This is a genomic window from Priestia abyssalis (assembly GCF_002019595.1).
Classification (GTDB): Bacteria; Bacillota; Bacilli; order Bacillales; family Bacillaceae_H; genus Bacillus_BA; species Bacillus_BA abyssalis.
The window spans coordinates 3,462,986-3,484,326 of the sequence record NZ_KV917369.1 but is presented as its reverse complement, the minus strand read 5'-3'; the positions used below and the strand labels follow the sequence as shown (position 1 = coordinate 3,484,326).

Below are 21,341 nucleotides of genomic sequence, written 5' to 3'. Positions count from 1 at the left end.
TACGTGCCAATCGACAGCTGTTCCCTTTAACAAAAGAGAAAAGTTCGGCTTTTTCTGTTGGAATGACACGAAATTTGGATAAAGGTTATGTTCTCCGTAAAGTTTATGAAAAAAAAGAGGGGGAACAAAACTTATATAAATTAGAAAAAAAGAAATGAATTGAAGTTGTTCATAAGCAGTTGTCCTATAGATTGATTATTTTCTTTATAAGGAGGGAGAGTTTATGGTATACAAAGTAAAATCATGGCTCAGACTGACTCCGAAAGAGCGTTATCTTCTGCTGTTTGCCATCTCCATGCTTCAAAAAGAAAAGCGCTAAAAAGAAAAGCTCATTTCCCGGTGGAGATGGGCTTTTCTGCTTGTGAACCGTCTTTTCATTCTTTAACGAAATGATATCTTACATGTAGCCATCGGAATTAAGGTATAATAAAATTTTTGATGATAGAAAAGTAAAAAAATAAAAAAGCTTTAAATCATTGAGGTGACAAGATGAAAAAAGGAAAATGGAGTTTACAGGCGACCATTACGATGTTCGTGTGCGTCGTAGTAGCTCTTTCGCTATTAATAACCGACCTATTGATCAGTCGGACAGTCGCCGAAAGCATCGAAGACAGCCAGGCTGAAAAGGCAGGGAATGTCGCCCGCATGATGGCACGTTCCCCTCTTGTGGTTGAAGGATTGAGCGGCCGGGGAGAGGAAGGAGAAATACAACGATTTGCCAATGATATACGATCGGCTGCGAATGTGCAATTTGTCGTTGTCATGGATATGAAGGGAATCCGTAAATCCCATCCCGACCCAAACAAGGTTGGACAAAGATTCGTTGGGGGGGATGAAGAAGCGGTTTTAAAAGGAGAAGAGCATGTCTCCATTTCAAAAGGGACGCTCGGCCATTCTTTGCGTTCGTTCACACCGGTATTCGATGGGAACGGAAAGCAAGTAGGCGCGGTAGCAGTAGGCATTTCTCTTGATAAGGTCAAGGAAGCGGTAGAAAAAAGCCGTTCAGATATATATGCAGGCACCATTTTTGGTATCTTAACGGGGATTGCGGGAGCCCTTGTTTTGGCCAGGTATATTAAGAAAATTTTATTTGGATTTGAACCTTTTGCGATTGCCAAGCTGCTCGAGGAGCGAAGCGCCATGTTACAATCCGTACATGAAGGAATTATCGCCGTCGATCAGGATTCGCGAATTACACTGGTCAATAAAGCGGCATTAAAGCTTTTGCAAAAAGCGGGGTTAGGTGAAAGTCCTATCGGAAAGAAAATCGACGCATACATGTCTGCCTCGAAGCTAAGCAGAGTACTGAAAACTGGACGAGCCGAACTGGATGAAGACCAACATTTAAATGGTGTTGCTTTGCTCGTCAATCGCGTCCCCGTATTTGTCGACAACAACATCGTCGGCGCCGTGGCGACATTTCGGGACAAAACGGAAATCAGCCAACTGGCCGAGCAGCTGACCGGCGTCCGTTTATATGCCGAGGCATTGCGGGCACAGTCGCATGAATTCATGAATAAACTCCATGTCATTCTCGGTATGGTACATATGCGCTATTATGATCAACTTGCCGTTTATATAAGTGAGATTGTTGACCACCGCAAAAACGAAATAGGTTTTATCGCAAGAAAAATCAAAGATCCTGTGTTAGCCGGCTTTTTAATCGGGAAGTTGAGCTATGCAAGGGAAGCAGGTGCTGAACTTGTGCTATCATCGGAGTTTCAGTTGCCTGAGTCGGAAGAAGCAGCCATTACGCATGAGTTGATTACCATTATCGGAAATTTGATTGATAACGCTCTCGAAGCGGTTCAAAGCCGGCCGTCCAAACGAATTGAAGTCGAGTTTGATTACGGAGATGAGATACTGACAGTCGAGGTCAAAGATACCGGGAGCGGAATTAGTGAGCAAATGCAACATGATATTTTTCAAAAAGGCTTTTCCACAAAAGGAAAGAATCGGGGGCTGGGTCTTTATTTAGTAAATGAGAGCCTTCAAAAGCTGGGCGGCGAACTCGATGTTTCTTCTAAAGAAAACGAAGGAACGACATTTGTTGTTTATATTCCATATAAAAGTAAAGGTGATACAAGATGATTCGTGTGATGATTGTAGAAGACGATCCGATGGTTGCAGAATTTAATAAACGTTATTTGGAACAGGTCGGAGGCTTTGATTTGGCGGCTGTCTGTTCTACGGTGGATCAAGCGATGGAGGAATTGGAAAAACAGAGAATTGATTTGCTGCTGTTGGACATTTTTATGCCCGGAAAACATGGATTGGATTTGCTTTCATCGATTCGGGAGAATGAAAAAGAAATAGACGTCATCGTCATTTCGGCCGCTTCTGATATTGAAAGAATTCAAAAGGCTTTAAGATTGGGAGCAGTCGATTACTTAATTAAGCCATTTGAATTTGAACGTTTTAATGCCGCTTTGTCCGCCTATCGAGAAAAGGCCGCTTTTATTCAAAATCAGCATGTACTTAACCAGGCAGAATTAGACCAGCAGATTTTGCGTAAAGAAGAAAAGCGTCTCCCAGAGGAATTGCCTAAAGGACTGACAAAAGATACATTAAAGATGATTTGGCAGGTAATCACGGAAATAAAAACAGCTCCTTTTTCAACGGAAGATATTGCAGACCGTGCGGGAATTTCAAGGGTGTCGGTTCGGAAATACTTGAAGTTTCTAAAGGATATCGGGGTGCTCGACATCAAAGTCATTTATGGGACGATAGGAAGACCGGTCTATCAGCATGAATTTAATGAAACGAAAAGCAATGTTATCAAGCATTATTTGTAAGCAGCCAATTGGCTGCTTATTTTTTAGTGTGCCAGGCATGTTCCTTAACTATATAGATTGATTTAGAAAATTCGACATGACCAAAGAACGGCCATGTCGAACTTTCTAGACTTAAGCGGCTGGCTCATGATTTTTGAGCCGGCTTTTTTAAGGTTTATGTAAGGTTTACATTAAAATGGTGTAAGGTTGGGAACGTATAATCATCTTTGCAGGGTAAGAAATAGCTTGTGATTAGTAAAAACAAGCTGAAATTTATTACCTTTAAAGGAGATATGAACATGAAAACAGTCTTACAAGCAAAAGATGTCCAAAAAGTATTTGGTGTTAAAGGAAATATGCATACAGCACTGCAAGATATTAATTTGGAAATTCAAGAAGGAGAATTTATCGGAGTAATGGGCCCTTCCGGCGCCGGTAAATCGACTCTATTAAATATTTTTTCGACAATTGATACACCATCCTTTGGTGAAGTGATGATTGACGGCCAGGATATCGTCCAAATGAAAGAAGAGCAATTATCAGATTTTCGCCGCAATAAGCTGGGCTTTATTTTCCAAGATTATAATTTACTCGACACTTTAACGGTAAAAGAAAATATTTTGCTTCCACTTGCATTATCAAAGGTTCCGGCGGGAGAGATTGAAAAGCGCGTCAATGAAATTGCGGATACCTTTGGAATTCGTGAAATTTTAGATAAATATCCTTATCACATTTCCGGTGGACAAAAGCAGCGGACCGCCGCATCTCGCGCCATTGTAGCAAATCCAAGCTTAATTTTGGCAGACGAGCCTACAGGCGCACTCGATTCAAAATCTGCGACAAGTTTACTTCAAAGCTTAAGTGGATTGAACGAAAAGAATAAATCAACAATTATGATGGTCACTCATGATCCATATGCGGCGAGTTTCTGTAAACGAGTGTTGTTCATTAAAGATGGCCAGCTTTTCACGGAACTCCATAAAGGGGAACAATCACGTAAGGTATTTTTCCAGAAAGTATTGGATGTCCTCGCTTCACTTGGAGGTGGACATAATGACATTATTTAGTATTGCCCGGAAAAATATGAAGCAAAATTTTCATAACTATTTCCTATATTTTGCTTCTATGATTTTTAGCATTGTGATTTACTTTACATTCGTTTCATTAAAATATGATCAAACGATTCAGGCAAGTTCCGGTGCCTCACAAAAAATCAGTTCTGTATTCAGCGGTGCGGCTGTCGTTTTAATGATTTTCGTCGCCATTTTCATTTGGTATTCCAACTCCTTCTTTACGCGGAAGCGCAAAAAAGAAGTAGGGCTTTATTCTTTACTTGGTGTACGCAAGAAGCAAATTGGACGTATGCTTTTCTACGAAAATTTTATCATGGGAATTTTGGCACTTATGATCGGAATCGCGTTTGGTTCCGTTGTATCGAAATTTTTCGTATCACTTTTAATGAAAGTCATGGGCTATAACGCCATCGCCAACTTCTCAATTTCATTTGAAGCGATTATGAATACGGCGATGGTGTTCTTAATTATCACATTCATTACTTCTTTTCAAGGATACCGGTTAATTTATCAATTTAAATTAATTGATTTATTCCAAGCGGATAAGGAAGGTGAGCAAGAGCCTAGATCCTCGTTCTTCATCGCTTTATTATCCGTTATGTTGATTGGCACCGGCTATTGGATGGCGCTGCAAAACATCATAACATCAAGTGTATGGGAAACATTAGGTTTCATGGTCACGCCGATGGTCATTTTGATAACTGTTATTCTTGGAACGTATTTCTTCTTTAGTACGTTGACAATATATGTGTTAAAAACGTTAGCGAAAAACACAAAGATTGACTGGAAAGGCACTAATTTAATCGGCAGATCCCAGCTTCTTTACCGTATTAAAGGGAATGCCCGCACGTTAACGATTATTGCTGTCTTAAGCGCTACGACATTGACGGCGGTTTGTACAGCCTTCAGCTTTTATTACAACAATCGAACGACCGTGAAACAGATGAACCCGAACAGCATGATGTTTATTGATTCAAATCATGAGTTAACAGAGAAAGTAAAGGCTGCGATTTTAAATAATAAAAAACATAAAGTATTAAATCATGAAAAAGTTTCAACTCTTCAAGTAAAGGCAGATGTTACCAATTTGAAAGACCCTTTTTCTTCTGATGAAAGAATATACAGCATTATTTCCAACACTGATTTTAACAAGTTAGCTAAAGCTCAAGGACGCAGCGATTCGCTTACTTTACAAGCGGATGAAGCGGCCGTATTAGATGCGATATATATGGAAGATTTTTCACCAAAATATATTGATAAAACCATCGCTTTAAAAGTGAATGAAAGAAACGAGAATATTACGTTTAAAGAATTGAAGAAATATAACGTTCTTAATCTATATACGGCGAATATGGCGGTCGTTGTCAGCGATCATCTATTCGTAACATTGAAAAAAGAAATAGATCCAATCAATATGGAATTATATAACATTACAAATGAAGATGACGCAAAGCAATTAACGGAAAACATTCATGAGATGCTGCCGGATGAAGCTGCGTTCTCAAGCTTCTATGGAGACTATGCAAGTGCTCTTGAATCATCAGGGCTAATGATTTTTATGGCCGGATTCCTAGGGTTGGTTTTCCTGGCTGCAACTGGCAGCATCATTTACTTTAAACAAATCACAGAAGCTCATTCCGATAAAGGGCGCTACGAGATTTTACACAAAATTGGCGTGAATAAAAAAGAAATTCGAAAAACGATAGCCAAGCAAGCAGCCTTTATTTTCGCTCTGCCTCTTTTAGCTGGAATGATTCATTGTACAGTGGCACTAACGGCATTATCAAACTTAATGCACACGAACTTAGTTATGCCGGTCGTGATTTGTATGGGCATCTATACATGCATTTACATTGCGTACTACTTTTTAACCGTCAATGCGTATGACAAAATCGTCACGCAAACAAAATAATCAAATAGAAGTGGTTGTTTAAAAAGTCCGGGAAAAATGACCGTCGAATTTCGGCGTCAGCTTGCTTTTCCGCTACTCACGTATTCCTATCATACGCTCCGTTACTCAAAGCAGCGCTTCCTTGAACTTCTCGGTCCTTTTTGTCCTCCTTTTTGAACACGCACTAGAATAGGAGAATCATGATGAAAAAATTAATCATATCCGGCACAGCCATAGCAGCCATTTTACTTGGAGGTTTATTGTTTATTCAAAATGTAAATATTAATAGATTAGGGGCGGATGAATATTATACCCAGATTGAAGGGGATGGGAAGAAAATAGAGGAGAAATCCGACAGTGGAGAGATTTATGTAAGCTATGAATACAAGTTACCGGCTTTCGACAAAGACGGACAAGAAAAAACGTTGATGTTCACTTCACATAAGCAACTTCGTGAAAAAGCTTATTTAGACCTGTTTGTGAAAGAGGGAAAAGGTGTTACCTCTTATCAGCAGGTCACAAAAGAAGAAATCCCTGAAAAAGCAAAAGAAAAGCTATAAATCGGTGAACCTTTGAGGGTAAACTCATGACATCTATATAACCGTTTGTGAACTTGCCTCAATTGAATCTAAAAGTGCCGCGTTATCTATATAAACATCCATCTAATTTGGAGAGAGGCTGACCCAAAAGCGAAAAGCGAGGCACTCGGGGCAGCTTCTTTTTTTGTATTTGGCTCTGTTAAAGAACAAGGTTCTTACGTAAAGATGGTGAAGGCATGTATCACTGCTTTTCGGGTATAGCATTATTAATACTCTAAAGGCGGTGTGTACAATGAATAGTACAACCATTGAACAGCTTTTTAAGTTCGATCAAAATGTTGAAGTCATCCATAGCTTGATGGAGCCAGAGGACCTGTATGTCGTGTTAAAAGTTTGTTCAACACACGCTCGATGTCCAGGATGTAAGCATTTATCTTCTCGTCGCCACAGCCGTTATGCAAGAAAAGCAGATGACCTTTCAGTTTCAGATCGTTCGGTGCACTTAACGATTCTTCTGCATAAGTGGTTCTGTGTAAATGCAAAATGTGAGATTAAAATTTTCACTGAACGTTTAGATTGGTTACAGCCTTCTGGCAGAAAAACCACTCGGCTCGAAAAACTGATTCGTCACATTGGATTCTCCAATAATTGTTTAGTCGCAGAAAAGGTCTGCCGGAAAATGGGCATTTCAATTAGTCATGATGCCATTTTGTACCGTGTTAAAAAAGAAGTCTCAGCTCCATCTAGTTATTGCCCCTTTCGTGGGGATTGATGATTTTGCATTTAAGAAACGAAAGCGATATGGCACGATTTTCATTGATCTTCTTACAGGTGGAATCCTTGATTTTCTGCCTAACCGAAATAAAGATTCTGTAAAGAACTGGCTTATCGGACATCCCGAAATTCAACTAATCACAAGAGATCGTGCGCAAGCATATAAAAGTGCGGCAGAAGAAGCATCACCAAAAATTAAACAGGTCGGCGACAGATGGCATATTCTCCAGCATCTATTCGAAGTAGTAAAGAAGACGGTTAAGTCTATTGTGCCACCCAAATGGAGACCACCTGGCCAAGCCGTCAAAAATGGAAGTCCATCACGCTCTTTACCCAAGCGACTTCAACCTCTAGAAGAAAACGAAGACAAGGTTTGGAAGAGAATCCAATATGCCCAGCGCCTTCGGAAAGAAGGCAAGAGTATCACAGCGATCGCAAAGCAGATAGGTGTGTCACGTAACACCGTTTATACTGATTTAGCTGTGACATCAAAACCGTCCCGAAAACGAACTTCTATGTTTGACCGATATCTCCCACTCATCCGAAGCATGATTGCAGATGGATCAAAGGGCGATGACATAGAAGCTGCTTGTAGAAAGGCAGGATTTGATGGACATCGCAATACGCTAAATTACATGATTGCGGACGAACGTCGTGATATTCGAAATAAAAAGCCACAAACACTCAATCTTCACCAGGCAATCATACGGATCCTTTGGGATAAAAGTATTCAAAATCATAAAAAAGCATTCAAATCCTTGCATCCCAAACTTTTAGAGGCATTTCCATCTTTAATGGAAATTAGCCGATTCATTCAATCTTTCAGGCGACTATTTGAAGAAAAACATTCATCTGGTCTTAGAAAATGGTTAATCGAGCATCAACAATCATCTTTTACACACTTTCAAACATTTATTAACGGCATCAGAGGTGATATTAAGGCTGTTTATTATGCGATAACATTACCTTGGTCAAATGGTATAACAGAAGGAACCATAAATAAGTTGAAAAATATAAAAAGAATGATGTACGGGCGTGCAGGTATAAAGGTATTGTTAAATCGATTACGTTTTAGCATTTAAAAGATATTAATATAACTTTTTTTCACTGAAGATATCACAATACCTTAGGATTAATAACTTTCACCAAAAAGACGTAAGAACCAAGAACAATGTTGATTTTCATCATACCGATGACTGCTGATTGCAATGCACTTAGAAAACGTGATTTCAACCGATGGTCTTTTTTCTATATAATGAAGAAATACATAGGACAATTTTCGGAGGTAATGATTGAATGTCGCTAATAAACAAAAAAGTCTTAATCATAGACGATGAAGAAGATATTTTAAGACTTTTAAAAACGGTTTTAACAAAGGAAGGAATAAATCATATTTACACTTCAACAACAATGAGAGACGGGCTTACGCAGTTTCAGCAAAAACAGCCGGACCTTGTTTTACTGGATATTATGCTGCCTGATGGCGAAGGCTATGACGTTTGCAAACAAATAAGAAGCGTTTCTCATGTGCCGATATTATTTTTATCTGCGAAAGGAGAAGAAATTGATAAAATCTTAGGTTTTGCTATTGGCGGTGACGACTATATTACAAAACCATTTAGTCCGAAAGAAGTAGCCTATCGAGTAAAAGCTCAATTACGAAGAGCGGATTATCTTCATGTAGATGAAAAGGTGAATCCATTGATAAAGGCTGGGCCATTTGAATTAAATGAACAAAAGCTGGAATTAAAAAAGAACGGAAGAATCATTGAATTAAAGCCAAAAGAGCTTGGGTTAATGATCCATTTCCTTAAAAATCCTAATCAAATTATTAGCAAAGAAAATCTTTGTGATAAAGTGTGGGGGGAAGATTTTATTGGGTTTGACAATACGATTATGGTACACATCAGAAGGCTGCGGGAGAAAATAGAAGAACAGCCTTCCAATCCAAACCATTTAATCACCGTAAAAGGTTTAGGCTATAAGCTCGTTGTAGAGGATGAATAGCTTATGAAATGGAGATTAACCGGGAGATTTTTGCTATCTGTTGTGTTCGTCGTTATTTTGGTGATTATCATCAATATTTTTACAATATTAGCTTTGTTCATCGCCCGAAATACATTATACGAACCAAATTTTCATAACACAGAAACATCTGCCGAAGCATTTTCAAGGCATTTTCAAAGTGAAATCATCTATTCAAATAACGAGGTGACCATTACTGAAGAAGGAAAAAAAGAACTCAATAAAAAGAAGGCATGGGTCCAGATTTTAGACGAAAATGGGAAGGAACTATACGGATATCGAACACCGAGCGGGGTAAAGAAGAAGTATACACCGATGGAAATTGTAAATATTTACAAATATAGAGAAGCGAATGTAGAAGCAACCGTTTTTGTAAGTGAAACAGAACTAAATCAAAAAAGATACAGCTATTTTATTGGATTTAACAATCCTTATCTTAACAGATACGTATTATCGTATGATTTACGAGATGTTTTATATCAGTTTAAAGTGGGCAGTATCATTTTGCTGGTCGTTGATGGTTTAATTGCTTTATTCATTGGCTATTTATTCAGTAAAAGGCTGACCTTGCCGCTAAATACCATAATTGATGGAATTAAAAGACTGGCAAATAAGGACTACAATATCAACTATAAGCCTAAAGGAATCTATAAAGATGTTTTTTTCAATGTAAATTATTTATCACATCAGTTGAAAGCAACCGAAGCTGAAAGAAAAAAGTTAGATAAAATGAGGGAAGAATGGATTGGAAACATCTCTCATGATATTAAAACACCGTTAGCTTCCATCCAGGGCTATGCTGAAATGATGAAAGATACAGACTATGATTTTTCATTAGAGGAAATGAGAGAATATGCGGCAATTATTGAAAATAAATCACTTTATATAAAGGAAGTGATGGAAGATTTAAGCTTAACAGCAAGATTAAAAAATAAAGAATTAATGTTAAATAAAAAAACGATCAATATCGTGCCCCTTTTACGGAATATTGTCATCGATATTTTGAATGATGCCAAATATTCAAACCGGACTATTGAATTTGAGTGCAGCCAAAATAGGATCGACATAGAAGCTGATGAGATTTTGATTTGGAGAGCGGTAAATAATTTGATCTATAATGCGATCGTCCATAATGACAGCAGCACGAAGATTGTTGTTCGCATCGAGAAAAAGGAACGGACACACATCACCATAAAAGATGATGGAAAAGGCATAAAGAAAGAAGAACTCGAGAGAATTTTTGACCGCTATTACAGGGGAACGAACACCGGAGAATTGCATAAAGGTTCCGGACTTGGAATGGCAATTGCCAATGATATCATTCAGGCACACGGTGGAGAGATTAAAATCAATAGTGCAGTTGATTATGGGACAATGATTGAAATTCAGCTGTAAAGTAAGCTGCCATGATTGTTCACTAGGGGATATATGTTCTCTTCATTTAATGAACAGTCCCCTGGATAATGGATATTGGCAATAGCATTCAAGTACCCGGCACAAAAATAATCTGAATCACTGCTGTGCCGGGTAACCGGTTAATAAAATAATAATGAAGAAAGCCGTATTTAATTTTGTGGGAATCAAAAAAGTGAAATTTTTTGAATTTGGTAATATGGGAAGTCCGAAGGGAAAACAACGTTAATCTTCGCAGCTGGATTTCCTCTCCAACATTACGAAAATTCTAAACAAAAGTAAGCAGCCAATCGGCTTCTTGCTTTTTTTAATTACAAAAACACTTACATAAGTTACATAAGCTATTCGAAATTGTACAAAAACACTACTATAAGGGTATTAGGAGACAGGAGGTCATAAAAAATGGAACCAGCAAAGAAATTGCAAACGCTTCCCTATGTGGAGCAAACAGAAGAGAAAAAAGGGTTTTTATCCCAGTTTAATCAATTGAAGGTAGGGGTTCTTCCGTTACCTCTTTATTTAGTACTAGCGGCGATCATTTATGCTGCATCTGTATACAATCAGCTGCCGCCAGACATGATCGGCGGTTTTGCAGTCATTATGGTCATGGGAATCTTACTTGGAGACATCGGAATGAAAGTTCCTATTTTAAAAGACATTGGCGGACCGGCTATTTTAGCACTTTTAGTCCCATCTATTCTAGTGTTTTATAATCTGCTTAATCCGGCTTCGATGGAAGCGGTCACAACATTAATGAAAACGTCTAACTTTCTTTATCTTTATATTTCATGCTTAGTTGCGGGAAGTATTCTTGGCATGAACCGAACGGTATTACTTCAAGGATTTACAAGAATGTTTATTCCGCTTGTTCTTGGGACTCTGGCATCTGTTGCAGCAGGAGTATTAGTAGGATCACTATTTGGGTATGACATGAAACACACATTCTTTTACATTATTGTACCGATTATCGGAGGGGGAATCGGGGAAGGCATCCTGCCGTTGTCACTCGCATACTCTCAAATTTTAGGGGAATCTGCGGAAATCTACGTATCCCAGATGATTCCTGCAGCCGTCATCGGAAATATCGTCGCGATCATTTGTGCAGGTTTAATGAAAAATTTAGGTGAAAGAAAACCGGAGCTTACAGGAAATGGGGTATTGGTTAAAACAAAAGGCGGAGACGGAATTAAAGAAGAAACAAACATTAATAAGCCTGTTGATTTTTCATTAATGGGAGCAGGATTGCTAATTGCGTGCAGTTTCTTCATTTTCGGCGGACTTGCCCATAAATTTTTGGGTATTCCAGGACCGGTATTAATGATTGTCGCTGCAACATTGGTTAAATGCCTTCAACTAATGCCGGCCAAAATGGAGCAAGGTGCTTATCATTTGTATAAATTCGTTTCTACAAGTTTAACATGGCCGCTTATGGTCGGTTTAGGAATTCTTTACATTCCGTTAGAAGATGTTGTAAAAATCGTAACACCAGCTTATGTAGTGGTTTGTATCGCTGTCGTGGTAGCGATGGTCGGAACAGGATATGTTGTCGGAAAAATCATGAAAATGTATCCGGTTGATTCGGCGATTGTAACAGGCTGCCACAGCGGATTAGGCGGAACAGGAGATGTCGCCATTTTATCTGCTTCGAATCGTATGTCATTAATGCCGTTTGCCCAAGTAGCGACAAGACTTGGCGGTGCCTCTACCGTTATATTGGCGACGCTGTTAATGAAACTATTGAGCTAGTATAGATTGATTTAGAAAATTGGGCATGGTCAAAGAACGGCCATGCCCAATTTTCTGCCTTTGAAGGCGAATCCAAGTTGTCTGGCTGATCGATTATGAATACCTTCCGACGGAACAGCCATTGTTACGGCCGCTGGATTGATCAACGCCTTAAAATTGGCCGGCAAAAAAATGGAAGACATTCGAGTTGTCGCAAATGGTACCGGTGCCGCCGGTGTAGCGATTATAAAGCTGTTGCTCAGCATGGGTGTAAAAGACGTCATTTTATGTGATACAAAAGGGATCATCTATGAAGGGCGCCCAGTTGGAATGAATCTATTTAAAGAAGAAATGGCCCGCATCACGAATCGGGAACAAAAACAAGGGTCACTGGCAGATGCGATGGCTGGAGCGGATGTATTTGTCGGTGTATCTGCCGCAGAGTGGCGGCACATGTAGCGGCAGCTGTTGCCCGCGCTGCGATGGAAACCGGCGTTTCGCAAAAGGCTGTTGATACAGAAGAAGTAAAAGAGCGTTTACTGGCGCTGGCGGGAGAAGAAGCACCAGTTTTCGTCTAATCTCGTGCTGACACAGTCCTCAATTATGAAGGAAATAGAGATTTAAATGTTCATTTTTTGATTTTACCGCCAAATCCTTTTGCACGAGAACGAATAAAAACAACTAGATATAACAAAACATCTGTGGAAGAGAGTGTGGTTTCCCATGACGAAGACAAGCCTTGTCGTTCACCTTCAACATGGTCTTCAGGCTCGAGCGGCAACTGATTTTGTCCAAAAAGCGTCTTATTTTAATAGTGACATAACCATTGTTAAAAATGAAAAATCGGCAGCCGCCAAAAGTATTATGGGAGTTATGGCCATGGCTGTTAGAAAAGGGGAAGAAATCATCTTAATGGCAAACGGAACGGATGAGCAAAAGGCCATTAAATCCCTCGAAGGTTTTCTTTCGAAGAAAGAATATTGATCTTAAAATAGTATTTATCCCCCATTAACGGGCAGTAAGCCCCCCACTTCAAGACTTAAGGAAAATCCCTGGAAACCGCTCTTCATCTTTTCACTGAGATGAAGGGCGGTTTTTTAATGTTCATTCAGCAAGAAACTGACCGTTATTTCATATTCACGCACAAAGCACTGAAAAATTAGACTTTTCCCTTTTGATAGTTGACAAAATCAGTAGGATTAATCATTATTAGAAGATGAGAAATAATGCAGATTAATCCAATCGGAATTATAGCGGGGTGAATATATGTATTTAACGATAGATGGAATTGAAAAAAGCTTCATCAATGAAAGAAAAGAGAAAGTAAAGGTGCTGGATGAAATTAATCTGGAAGTTGAAAAAGGCAGCTTTGTTTCGATTGTCGGGCCATCTGGCTGCGGTAAATCAACGCTGCTTTATTTAATTGCCGGCCTTGATAAAGCAGATAAAGGAGAAATACGGGTAGCCGGAAATAAGGTGACGAAGCCAGGACCGGAACGAGTTGTCGTTTTCCAAGAAGCGGGATTGTTCCCATGGTTAACTGTGCTGGAAAATGTGACGTACGGATTGCTGTTAAAGAAAATGTCAAAAGAAGAAGCGAAGGCAAAAGCGTTGGATGTGTTAAAAATGGTTCACCTCAGCCGCTATGTCGATTCCTATCCTCATCAGCTTTCAGGAGGCATGAAACAGAGGGTGGCCATCGCCAGGGCTTTAGTGATGGAACCAGACATCTTGTTGATGGATGAACCGTTTTCTGCTCTTGATGAACAAACAAGAATGGTGCTTCATAAAGAGTTGTTGGACATTTGGCGCAAAACGAAAGTCACAATCTTTTTTATCACGCATAATATTCGGGAAGCCGTTCTTCTTTCGGAACAAATTGTCGTTTTCGCAACCCGCCCGGGGAAAATCAAGCAAATCATTTCCGTTCCATCCACGAAAGATGGGGTCATGCCAGATAGTGTGACTCTCAATACTGAACAAAAAGTGCTATCCATTTTGCAGGAAGAAATTGAAAAAGTACTGAAGGAGGAAATGGGGAATGACTACAGCTTTAAGACGAATCATATTCATCGCGATGATAGCGGGGATATGGGAAGTCACATCTAGACTTTCCGGTCTGCCGGCATTTATGTTTCCCAGCCTGACACAAGTGTTTGACACACTGTTTAACGGGCTGGTAAGCGGACAAATAACTGGCGCAATTGTTAAAAGTCTTGGCCGTATCTTACTTGGATTTACCATAGCCATTATTGTCGGTCTTATTTTAGGTTATTTCATTTGGCGGTATAAGCTTGTTGAAGATACGCTCGGGTTCATCGTCACCGCCCTTCAATCGATTCCAAGTATCGTTTGGTTTCCATTAGCAATCATTTGGTTTGGATTGAACGATTTTTCCATTCTGTTTATTGTTACAATCGGAGCTACTTGGACGATGACTGTAAATGCAACAAGCGGTTTTAAAAATGTTCCTCAGTTGTATCAACGGGTCGCCAAAACATATGGGTCAAGCGGTTTTCATTTTATACGCACCGTTATTTTACCAGCCTCTATTCCCCAAATCATTTCCGGTTTGCGAATTGCATGGGCCTTTTCTTGGCGTGCATTAATGGCTGGTGAATTGCTCGGCGGCGGCGGCGGTCTAGGTCAACTGTTGGAAATGGGAAGATCACTCGGACAAATGGATCTCGTTATTTCCGTGATGATCATCATCGCTATCATCGGAACGATCGTTGATAATGTCGTGTTTTCCCGTTTAGAACGCAATGTTCAATTAAAATGGGGAGTCAGTCAGCGCTAATTAAAGTACAGCTTCAAAAAAGAGACGGAAAGTCGTGAAGTGCACATTTGAGCAACCGAGTATATGGTAATAGTACGTTTGTTGTTCATGTTTCCCGCACTTTTTGAGCAACCTTTTAAAGAGAATGATCATTTTATAAGGAGAGACAAATATGCTGAAAAAATCACTACTTTCGCTTATCATTTCCATATTGTTTATCGGAGTGTTAAGCGGATGTGCCCAATCGGGAGGAGAAGAAGGAAAAGATTCCGGAGAACAAACCGTGAAAATCGGTTACTTTCCAAACTTAACTCATATTGCCACTATTGTTGCTTTGGAAAAAGGGTACTTTGAAGAAGCGTTTGGCAAGGATGTCAAGCTTGAAACAAAAACATTTACGAATGGTGGATTATTTATGGAAGCCATGTCCACAAAGGCAATTGATGTTGGTACAGTTGGTCCGGGTCCACTGCTTAACTTTTACGTAAAAAATCCGGAATACCACCTGATTTCCGGAGCGGTCAATGGCGGAGCCGTTCTTGTTGCAAGTGAAGCAAGCAATATTACTGATTTGAAAGATTTAGACGGTAAAAAAGTAGCAATTCCTGTTATCGGAAGCACGCAAGATGTTATGCTTCGAAAAGCGCTTCAAGACGTGAATTTAAAACCGACGACAAACGGTGGTACCGTAGAATTGTATGCGGCGGCTCCTGCCGATACAGCCTCACTTTTCGTTCAAAAATCAGTCGATGCCGCAGCGACTCAGGAACCGTGGGGGTATGTACTTGAAACTCAAGCGAAAGGAAAGTTATTGCTTAACTGGGATGAGTTCGCATGGGGTAAAGAGTCGACAAACACGGTAGTAGCAGCGAGCAAGCCGTTTTTAGAAAGAGAAGGCCTAGCAGCGTCGTATTTAAACGCTCATAAGAAAGCCGTTGACTTTATAAAAGAAAACCCGGAAGAAAGCCAAGATTTAGTGATTAAACATTTGAAGGAACTGACTGGAAAAGAATTAAACAAAGAAGAAGTTACGGCCGCATTATCACGCTTAGAAGTGACAACAGATGTAAATGAACAAGTCATCCAGGAAATGGCCGACATCAGCAAAGAAGCGGGATATATCCCAAGCAGTGATATTAAGGGCATGATCGACCTAAAAACACTTGAAGAAAGTTCAAAATAGTCTTATGATGCATGTTTAATTAGTTAAATCAAAAAGAAACCATCTTAATCACAAGGATTATGACGGTTTCTTTTTTTTGGTAATAATATGAATCTATCCAAATAAGTGTTGGCTTGTTTGGACAATTTCTTTAAATCTAATTAAAATAAAAGAAAGTAGAGAAAAAGCGGGTGAATGATAGAATGATATTAAAAGCTTCCGATACAGTTCAAAAGGCGATTTCACTTTTTGCCTCTACAGGGAACAATATTTTGGAAGCGCAAAATGATAGGGGAGCTAAGATATGAATATCGCAATATTTAAAATCGCAAACAAATTGATTACCGGTGAAGGAGCAACAGAACAATTACTGCAAGAAACGAAACGATTGAATATTAAAAAACCTTTAATCGTTACCGACGAGATCCTGCAAAAAGTAGGGATCATTGATCAAATACAATCAAAAATGAAAGGGGTTTCATTCGGGGTTTATACAGGTGTAAAACCTGAGCCTGAGATTGCACTTGTAGAAGAATGTACATCTATATTTCGTGAAGGAAAGTACGATGGTCTCATCGCTGTAGGCGGCGGAAGCGCCATTGATATTGCTAAGAGCGTCTCTGCCTATGCAAACTTTAAAGGCAGCATTGACGAGTTATTTGGAACAGATCTAGTTCCAGAGAAAGGAGCACCGATCATTGCCATCCCTACAACAGCCGGTACGGGCTCCGAGGTGACCAATATTGCCATTCTTTCAGATAAAGAAGCACAGCTGAAAAAGGGAATTGCAAGTGATCATATTCTTCCGGATACAGCCATTGTCGCTCCGGAAATGACGCTTACCATGCCGAAGTCCGTAACGGCTGCCAGCGGAATTGATGCACTTGTCCACGCGATTGAAGCATACATTTCGGTAAACGCTTCACCGATAACAGATGCACTTGCTTTAGGGGCCATGAAATTAATCGCCAAAAACCTTCCAAAAGCCTATGCCAATCCGAATCATCTAAAAGCTCGTGAGGATATGGCAACTGCGAGCTTAATGGCTGGAATGGCTTTCGGAAACGCAGGAGTAGGGGCTGTTCATGCACTCGCTTATCCATTAGGGGGGCGATATCATATTGCCCATGGGGTAAGCAATGCTCTTTTACTGCCGTATGTGATGGAGTGGAACAAAATAAGTTGTGTGGAACGGTTCCGTGATATTGCACAAGCATTAGGGGAAAACGTTTGGGGTCTGTCAGATTCCGAGGCGGCGGATCGGGCGGTTGAGGCTATGCGCCGTTTATGTGAGGCGGTCGATATCCCTAAAGGAATGCGCACTTTTAACGTCCCGAAAGAAGCGATTCCATTAATGGCTGAAGATGCAAGCAAAATTGACAGGCTCTTAAAAAATAATCCTAGGGTGTTCTCTGTTCAAGAAATCGAAAAAATTTACAACTCTGCTTATTAAAGGATTTATACAGAAAATGTTCATACAGCGTTAGATGCAGCAGAAAACTTGCATGTCGGAGGTGTTATGATTAATGATATTCCAGCCTTCCGTGTGGACCATATGCCTTATGGTGGAGTGAAAGGAGAGCGGAACAGGCTGTGAAGGAATCCAATACACCATTGAAGAAATGACAGAAATGAAACTAGTGATTTTTAATCGAAATAAATCTTAATGAACAGTATCATACCCTGTTTGTTCCGGTAGGAACAAACAGGGTATTTTGTTTAAAAAACGGATATGTTAAGCACCTCCATCTAAAAAAGAGGGCAAGGGGTATGTAAGGGTAGTCTTAATGACCTATTCTTTAAGAAATCCACATAAAATTTATCTTAAATGCTAAAATAATTATATAACAGATATTGAAATTTTTTAACTGTTATAATACAATGTATTTAACAAAACATAAATGGAGGTTGTGAACATGCTAAATTTAGATTTTTACCGTAATTTACCGGAAAAGGAATGCCGTGAGTGCGGGAGTCGAATTGAAGAGCAGCACGAATCTTATTTATATGAATGTGAGCGCTGTATTGGAAAACATGAAGAATAGGTAGTGGGATGGGATAAATATGAAATGGAAACTTTCTATGCTTTAGCTTAGGCAGCGGACTACAGTTGGTCAGCTGTCTTTTTTTTGCGCCAGATTTCTATCATCTTTATTTTTCCTTTCAATAAAAACCTCATTTTTAAGGGTTTTGTCATATGACAATCCATGGTATCCTTTAGAACAGGAAAACTTTTTTGGGGGGAAACAATGGTAGTGGATAAAAAGCTTTCTTGTTCGGATGCAGATTTGGAAACGATTGCTCCCATTTTAGAAGAATATGGTGGAAACCACGCTGCCCATTTGATTTTTTTGAAAGATAAAAAAATTTATATGGCAGCCAATGGTCAAGTCATCATTTCCTATCAAAAAATAGGGAATAAGTTTGTTGTACTGGGAGATCCGATTGGAAAAAAGGGTGATTTAGCAGAAGCAATAAAGGAGTTTGAAACGTTTAGTACTTCATCCGGGCATATTCCGATTTATTATCAAATAAGCGCTGGACTTTTGTCTCACTATCATGAAGTGGGATACCGGTTCTTTAAATTGGGAGAAGAAGCCATTGTTAATTTGGCGAACTTCACTTTAGAAGGAAAAAAAGGGGCAAGATTAAGAACGAGACGAAACAAGTTCATTAAACAAGGTTATCAGTTCAATGTGCTGAGACCGCCGTATTCAAAGGCGCTTCTGAATGAGCTGCGGCATGTTTCGGATTCATGGTTAAGCAACCGAAAAGAGAAATGTTTTTCGGTCAGCTTTTTCTCTGAACAATATGTATCCCGGTTTCCGGTGTCGATCCTTCAAAATCCTGAGGGAGAAATCATTGCGTTTGCCACTTTGGCGACCGACCATACGAACGGCGACCAACTGCTCACAATTGACCTCATGAGGCATACAGCCGACAGACCGCATGGGACAATGGATATGCTGTTCATTTCGATTTTATTTTGGGCAAAGGAAAACGGATTTGACCGCTGCAGCTTAGGCATGGCGCCTCTTGCCAATGTCGGGACTTATTCGTCCTCGTTCTTTCATGAAAAATTGGCTCGGCTCGTGTTCCGCTACGGTGACGCCTTTTATAAGTTTCGCGGACTGCATGAGTATAAAGGCAAATTTGCGGATGTGTGGGAACCGAAGTATTTAGCCTATAAAAAATCACCGTTTATGGTTGTTATTACCCAACTCTTTTTATTAATTCACCGGAACAAATTCAAACTTGACTCTGAGATTCCGAAACTTCAGATAAAGAATAGAAAAATTGGTTAACCATCTATCATTGTCAGTCACTGCCTATTAAAATACATGATGTTGAATGTAAGTATGTTATTTCATATGTGCAATTGAAAGACCCTGTTACGAAATTCTTGATTTTTATGACAGGGCCTTTTAGGAGGATGTGTTAAAAGGGTTGTTTTTACCCTTTCGACACATCCTCTTTCTTTTTATCCCTTTTATCCTGACGACTGAAGTTCCACATTATGGGGATAATAACGAGCAAATAATGGATAAAAGACACAGTTGACGAGAGAATAAAAAAAGAAGCTGGAAGGGGAATCGGAATGAGAAAGTTGAAAATAAGAAAGCTGCTCGCAAATAAAGAACCCCTAAAGCAAAAGCTGCATCTGGAACAAAAAAAACAAGAGACCAAGAACTCTCAAAGATTGTATTCCAACTTAGAAGATAATCTTTGTGAACTTAAAGATCAATTCTCCAATTGTTCTGATGTGGTGTTAAGACCTTTGTCGATCAACGGCCATAAAGCTTTAATGGTCTTTATTGAGGGAATCATCGATACGAGCAGCATTCAACTACATGCCATTCATCAAGTATTATCCGAATGGAAAAATGAAGAGGTAACAATAGAGACATTAAAAGAAGAAATTGTAGCCGTTAGCCGGGTAATGGAAACAGACAAAATGGATGAATTAATTAAACAAGTATTAAGCGGGAGTACGGCTCTTTTAGTTGATCAAGCAGAGAAGACCCTTATTCTTGATGCTAAGGGAGGAATAAGGAGAGCGGTTTCTGAACCCGAAACAGAAACAGCCATCCGCGGGCCAAGGGAAGGGTTTACCGAAAATATCTGTGTAAATACAGCCTTGGTTCGCCAGAAGATTCGCTCCACTCGGCTTAAAATTTTATTAAAAGAAGTGGGAAAGGAAACACAGACGAGTATAGCGGTGTTATACATGGAAGGGTTCGCAAAGCCGGAATTGGTCAAGGAAGTTTTAAATAGAATCGAGCGAATCGAAATTGATGGAGTGCTCGAGAGTGGATATTTAGAGGAGTTAATTGAGGATAGCCCCTGGAGTGTTTTTCCTCAGATTCAAAATACGGAGAGGCCGGATACGGTTGCTGGGAATTTATTAGAAGGCAGGGTAGCTATTATGGTCAATGGAACTCCGTTCTGTCTCATTATGCCGGTTACCTTCTGGCAGTTTATGCAGGCAACGGAAGATTACTACCACCGCTTTCACATTGCGGTTTTTCTGAGATTGCTGAGAGTCGCTTTTATTTTCATTGCATTATTGCTGCCAGCATTTTATATCGCCGTCTCTACCTATCATCAAGAAATGATTCCGACGAGTTTGCTTTTCAGTATTGCAGCCAGCAGGGAAGCCATTCCTTTTCCGGTCTTCGTCGAAGCCATGATCATGGAAATCTCGTTTGAAGCGTTAAGAGAGGCCGGTATACGCTTGCCAAAACTCGTCGGGCAGGCAGTGAGTATCCTCGGGGCACTGGTGATTGGGCAGGCTGCCGTTGAAGCGGGCATCGTGTCAGCCCCGATTGTTATTATCGTGTCTGTTACAGGAATCGCCTCTTTTACGATTCCAAGGTTCAATATGTCAATTACAGTCCGATTATTAAGATTTCCTTTCATGATATTGGCTGCGGTACTGGGGGCTTTCGGCATCGTGTTAGGATTACTGATTCTTCTTACTCATTTATGTAAGCTCCGTTCGTTCGGGGTACCGTACTTGTCTCCTGTTACCCCTCTTAAGGCGAATGAGCTTAAAGACATTTTTATCCGTGCTCCTTGGTGGGCGATGAGAAGACGTCCGAATGAACTCGTAACAGGAAATATAAGAAGACAATCCTCTAACTTAATGCCGTCTCCAAAAAAGGGAAGCGATTCTTTAGATTAAG

The 21,341-nt window shown here is 39.9% G+C and carries 19 protein-coding genes and 3 pseudogenes; all 22 read left to right on the top strand.

What is annotated here, in order from left to right; genetic code table 11:
* Positions 1-489 precede the first annotated feature (489 nt).
* The 22 genes and pseudogenes from dcuS (at position 490) to BK575_RS16700 (ending at position 21,340) form a co-directional block, all read left to right on the top strand.
* Positions 490-2,091: a DcuS/MalK family sensor histidine kinase gene (gene dcuS / locus BK575_RS16785; protein WP_078411830.1), complete on the top strand. Its 1,602-nt coding sequence runs from the start codon at positions 490-492 to the stop codon at positions 2,089-2,091.
* Positions 2,088-2,795: a response regulator gene (locus BK575_RS16780; RefSeq protein WP_078411828.1), complete on the top strand. Its 708-nt coding sequence runs from the start codon at positions 2,088-2,090 to the stop codon at positions 2,793-2,795. The genes dcuS and BK575_RS16780 overlap by 4 nt, the downstream gene beginning before the upstream one ends.
* A gap of 278 nt (positions 2,796-3,073) precedes the next feature.
* Positions 3,074-3,841: an ABC transporter ATP-binding protein gene (locus BK575_RS16775; protein WP_078411826.1), complete on the top strand. Its 768-nt coding sequence runs from the start codon at positions 3,074-3,076 to the stop codon at positions 3,839-3,841.
* On the top strand, positions 3,828-5,759 hold the full coding sequence (locus tag BK575_RS16770) for an ABC transporter permease (RefSeq protein ID WP_078411824.1): 1,932 nt from the start codon (positions 3,828-3,830) through the stop codon (positions 5,757-5,759). Before BK575_RS16775 ends, BK575_RS16770 begins: the two co-directional genes overlap by 14 nt.
* 179 nt (positions 5,760-5,938) lie before the next feature.
* A complete protein-coding gene (locus BK575_RS16765; protein WP_078411822.1) occupies positions 5,939-6,298 on the top strand; it encodes a YxeA family protein in 360 nt (119 codons plus the stop codon).
* A 271-nt stretch (positions 6,299-6,569) separates the two neighbouring features.
* On the top strand, positions 6,570-7,049 hold the full coding sequence (locus tag BK575_RS28140) for a transposase family protein (protein ID WP_139368063.1): 480 nt from the start codon (positions 6,570-6,572) through the stop codon (positions 7,047-7,049).
* Positions 6,994-8,133 (top strand): ISL3 family transposase, encoded by a 1,140-nt coding sequence (locus BK575_RS16760; protein WP_169907833.1) that lies wholly within the window; start codon positions 6,994-6,996, stop codon positions 8,131-8,133. Before BK575_RS28140 ends, BK575_RS16760 begins: the two co-directional genes overlap by 56 nt.
* Before the next feature lie 214 nt (positions 8,134-8,347).
* Entirely contained in the window at positions 8,348-9,058 is a 711-nt protein-coding gene (locus BK575_RS16755; RefSeq protein WP_078411820.1) for a response regulator transcription factor, read from the top strand.
* A 3-nt stretch (positions 9,059-9,061) separates the two neighbouring features.
* Complete coding sequence (locus tag BK575_RS16750; protein ID WP_078411818.1) at positions 9,062-10,471, top strand: sensor histidine kinase; 1,410 nt, start codon at positions 9,062-9,064, stop codon at positions 10,469-10,471.
* A gap of 142 nt (positions 10,472-10,613) precedes the next feature.
* Positions 10,614-10,718 (top strand): annotated as a pseudogene (locus tag BK575_RS29140) (NAD(P)H-dependent oxidoreductase); the annotation flags it as partial.
* Between the two features lie 173 nt (positions 10,719-10,891).
* Positions 10,892-12,235, top strand: coding sequence for a 2-hydroxycarboxylate transporter family protein (locus BK575_RS16745; RefSeq protein ID WP_078411816.1), 1,344 nt, complete (start codon positions 10,892-10,894; stop codon positions 12,233-12,235).
* A gap of 111 nt (positions 12,236-12,346) precedes the next feature.
* Positions 12,347-12,655: pseudogene (locus BK575_RS16740) on the top strand (malic enzyme-like NAD(P)-binding protein); the annotation flags it as partial.
* A 2-nt stretch (positions 12,656-12,657) separates the two neighbouring features.
* Positions 12,658-12,792, top strand: a complete 135-nt coding sequence (locus tag BK575_RS29630; RefSeq protein ID WP_407984352.1) for a hypothetical protein — start codon at positions 12,658-12,660, stop codon at positions 12,790-12,792.
* A gap of 145 nt (positions 12,793-12,937) precedes the next feature.
* Positions 12,938-13,198 (top strand): HPr family phosphocarrier protein, encoded by a 261-nt coding sequence (locus BK575_RS16735; RefSeq protein ID WP_078411814.1) that lies wholly within the window; start codon positions 12,938-12,940, stop codon positions 13,196-13,198.
* 282 nt (positions 13,199-13,480) lie between these two features.
* Positions 13,481-14,323, top strand: a complete 843-nt coding sequence (locus BK575_RS16730) for an ABC transporter ATP-binding protein (protein WP_078411812.1) — start codon at positions 13,481-13,483, stop codon at positions 14,321-14,323.
* Positions 14,256-15,014: an ABC transporter permease gene (locus tag BK575_RS16725; protein ID WP_078411810.1), complete on the top strand. Its 759-nt coding sequence runs from the start codon at positions 14,256-14,258 to the stop codon at positions 15,012-15,014. Before BK575_RS16730 ends, BK575_RS16725 begins: the two co-directional genes overlap by 68 nt.
* 151 nt (positions 15,015-15,165) lie before the next feature.
* Positions 15,166-16,176 (top strand): aliphatic sulfonate ABC transporter substrate-binding protein, encoded by a 1,011-nt coding sequence (locus tag BK575_RS16720; protein ID WP_078411807.1) that lies wholly within the window; start codon positions 15,166-15,168, stop codon positions 16,174-16,176.
* Between the two features lie 283 nt (positions 16,177-16,459).
* Positions 16,460-17,608: an iron-containing alcohol dehydrogenase gene (locus tag BK575_RS16715; RefSeq protein WP_078411805.1), complete on the top strand. Its 1,149-nt coding sequence runs from the start codon at positions 16,460-16,462 to the stop codon at positions 17,606-17,608.
* A 3-nt stretch (positions 17,609-17,611) separates the two neighbouring features.
* A pseudogene (locus BK575_RS29625) lies at positions 17,612-17,822 on the top strand (aldehyde dehydrogenase family protein); the annotation flags it as partial.
* 249 nt (positions 17,823-18,071) lie between these two features.
* Positions 18,072-18,200 (top strand): protein YhfH, encoded by a 129-nt coding sequence (yhfH, locus tag BK575_RS16710; protein ID WP_078411803.1) that lies wholly within the window; start codon positions 18,072-18,074, stop codon positions 18,198-18,200.
* A 204-nt stretch (positions 18,201-18,404) separates the two neighbouring features.
* Positions 18,405-19,460 (top strand): phosphatidylglycerol lysyltransferase domain-containing protein, encoded by a 1,056-nt coding sequence (locus tag BK575_RS16705; RefSeq protein ID WP_169907863.1) that lies wholly within the window; start codon positions 18,405-18,407, stop codon positions 19,458-19,460.
* 293 nt (positions 19,461-19,753) lie between these two features.
* On the top strand, positions 19,754-21,340 hold the full coding sequence (locus BK575_RS16700) for a spore germination protein (RefSeq protein ID WP_078411799.1): 1,587 nt from the start codon (positions 19,754-19,756) through the stop codon (positions 21,338-21,340).
* Position 21,341: the final 1 nt, after the last annotated feature.

What these genes read in the sequence shown, in the direction of transcription:
- dcuS (WP_078411830.1), top strand. Translation starts at nt 490, where the DNA reads ATGAAAAAAGGAAAATGGAGTTTACAGGCGACCATTACGATGTTCGTG.
- BK575_RS16780 (WP_078411828.1), top strand. Translation starts at nt 2,088, where the DNA reads ATGATTCGTGTGATGATTGTAGAAGACGATCCGATGGTTGCAGAATTT.
- BK575_RS16775 (WP_078411826.1), top strand. Translation starts at nt 3,074, where the DNA reads ATGAAAACAGTCTTACAAGCAAAAGATGTCCAAAAAGTATTTGGTGTT.
- BK575_RS16770 (WP_078411824.1), top strand. Translation starts at nt 3,828, where the DNA reads ATGACATTATTTAGTATTGCCCGGAAAAATATGAAGCAAAATTTTCAT.
- BK575_RS16765 (WP_078411822.1), top strand. Translation starts at nt 5,939, where the DNA reads ATGATGAAAAAATTAATCATATCCGGCACAGCCATAGCAGCCATTTTA.
- BK575_RS28140 (WP_139368063.1), top strand. Translation starts at nt 6,570, where the DNA reads ATGAATAGTACAACCATTGAACAGCTTTTTAAGTTCGATCAAAATGTT.
- BK575_RS16755 (WP_078411820.1), top strand. Translation starts at nt 8,348, where the DNA reads ATGTCGCTAATAAACAAAAAAGTCTTAATCATAGACGATGAAGAAGAT.
- BK575_RS16750 (WP_078411818.1), top strand. Translation starts at nt 9,062, where the DNA reads ATGAAATGGAGATTAACCGGGAGATTTTTGCTATCTGTTGTGTTCGTC.
- BK575_RS16745 (WP_078411816.1), top strand. Translation starts at nt 10,892, where the DNA reads ATGGAACCAGCAAAGAAATTGCAAACGCTTCCCTATGTGGAGCAAACA.
- BK575_RS16735 (WP_078411814.1), top strand. Translation starts at nt 12,938, where the DNA reads ATGACGAAGACAAGCCTTGTCGTTCACCTTCAACATGGTCTTCAGGCT.
- BK575_RS16730 (WP_078411812.1), top strand. Translation starts at nt 13,481, where the DNA reads ATGTATTTAACGATAGATGGAATTGAAAAAAGCTTCATCAATGAAAGA.
- BK575_RS16725 (WP_078411810.1), top strand. Translation starts at nt 14,256, where the DNA reads ATGACTACAGCTTTAAGACGAATCATATTCATCGCGATGATAGCGGGG.
- BK575_RS16720 (WP_078411807.1), top strand. Translation starts at nt 15,166, where the DNA reads ATGCTGAAAAAATCACTACTTTCGCTTATCATTTCCATATTGTTTATC.
- BK575_RS16715 (WP_078411805.1), top strand. Translation starts at nt 16,460, where the DNA reads ATGAATATCGCAATATTTAAAATCGCAAACAAATTGATTACCGGTGAA.
- yhfH (WP_078411803.1), top strand. Translation starts at nt 18,072, where the DNA reads ATGCTAAATTTAGATTTTTACCGTAATTTACCGGAAAAGGAATGCCGT.
- BK575_RS16705 (WP_169907863.1), top strand. Translation starts at nt 18,405, where the DNA reads ATGGTAGTGGATAAAAAGCTTTCTTGTTCGGATGCAGATTTGGAAACG.
- BK575_RS16700 (WP_078411799.1), top strand. Translation starts at nt 19,754, where the DNA reads ATGAGAAAGTTGAAAATAAGAAAGCTGCTCGCAAATAAAGAACCCCTA.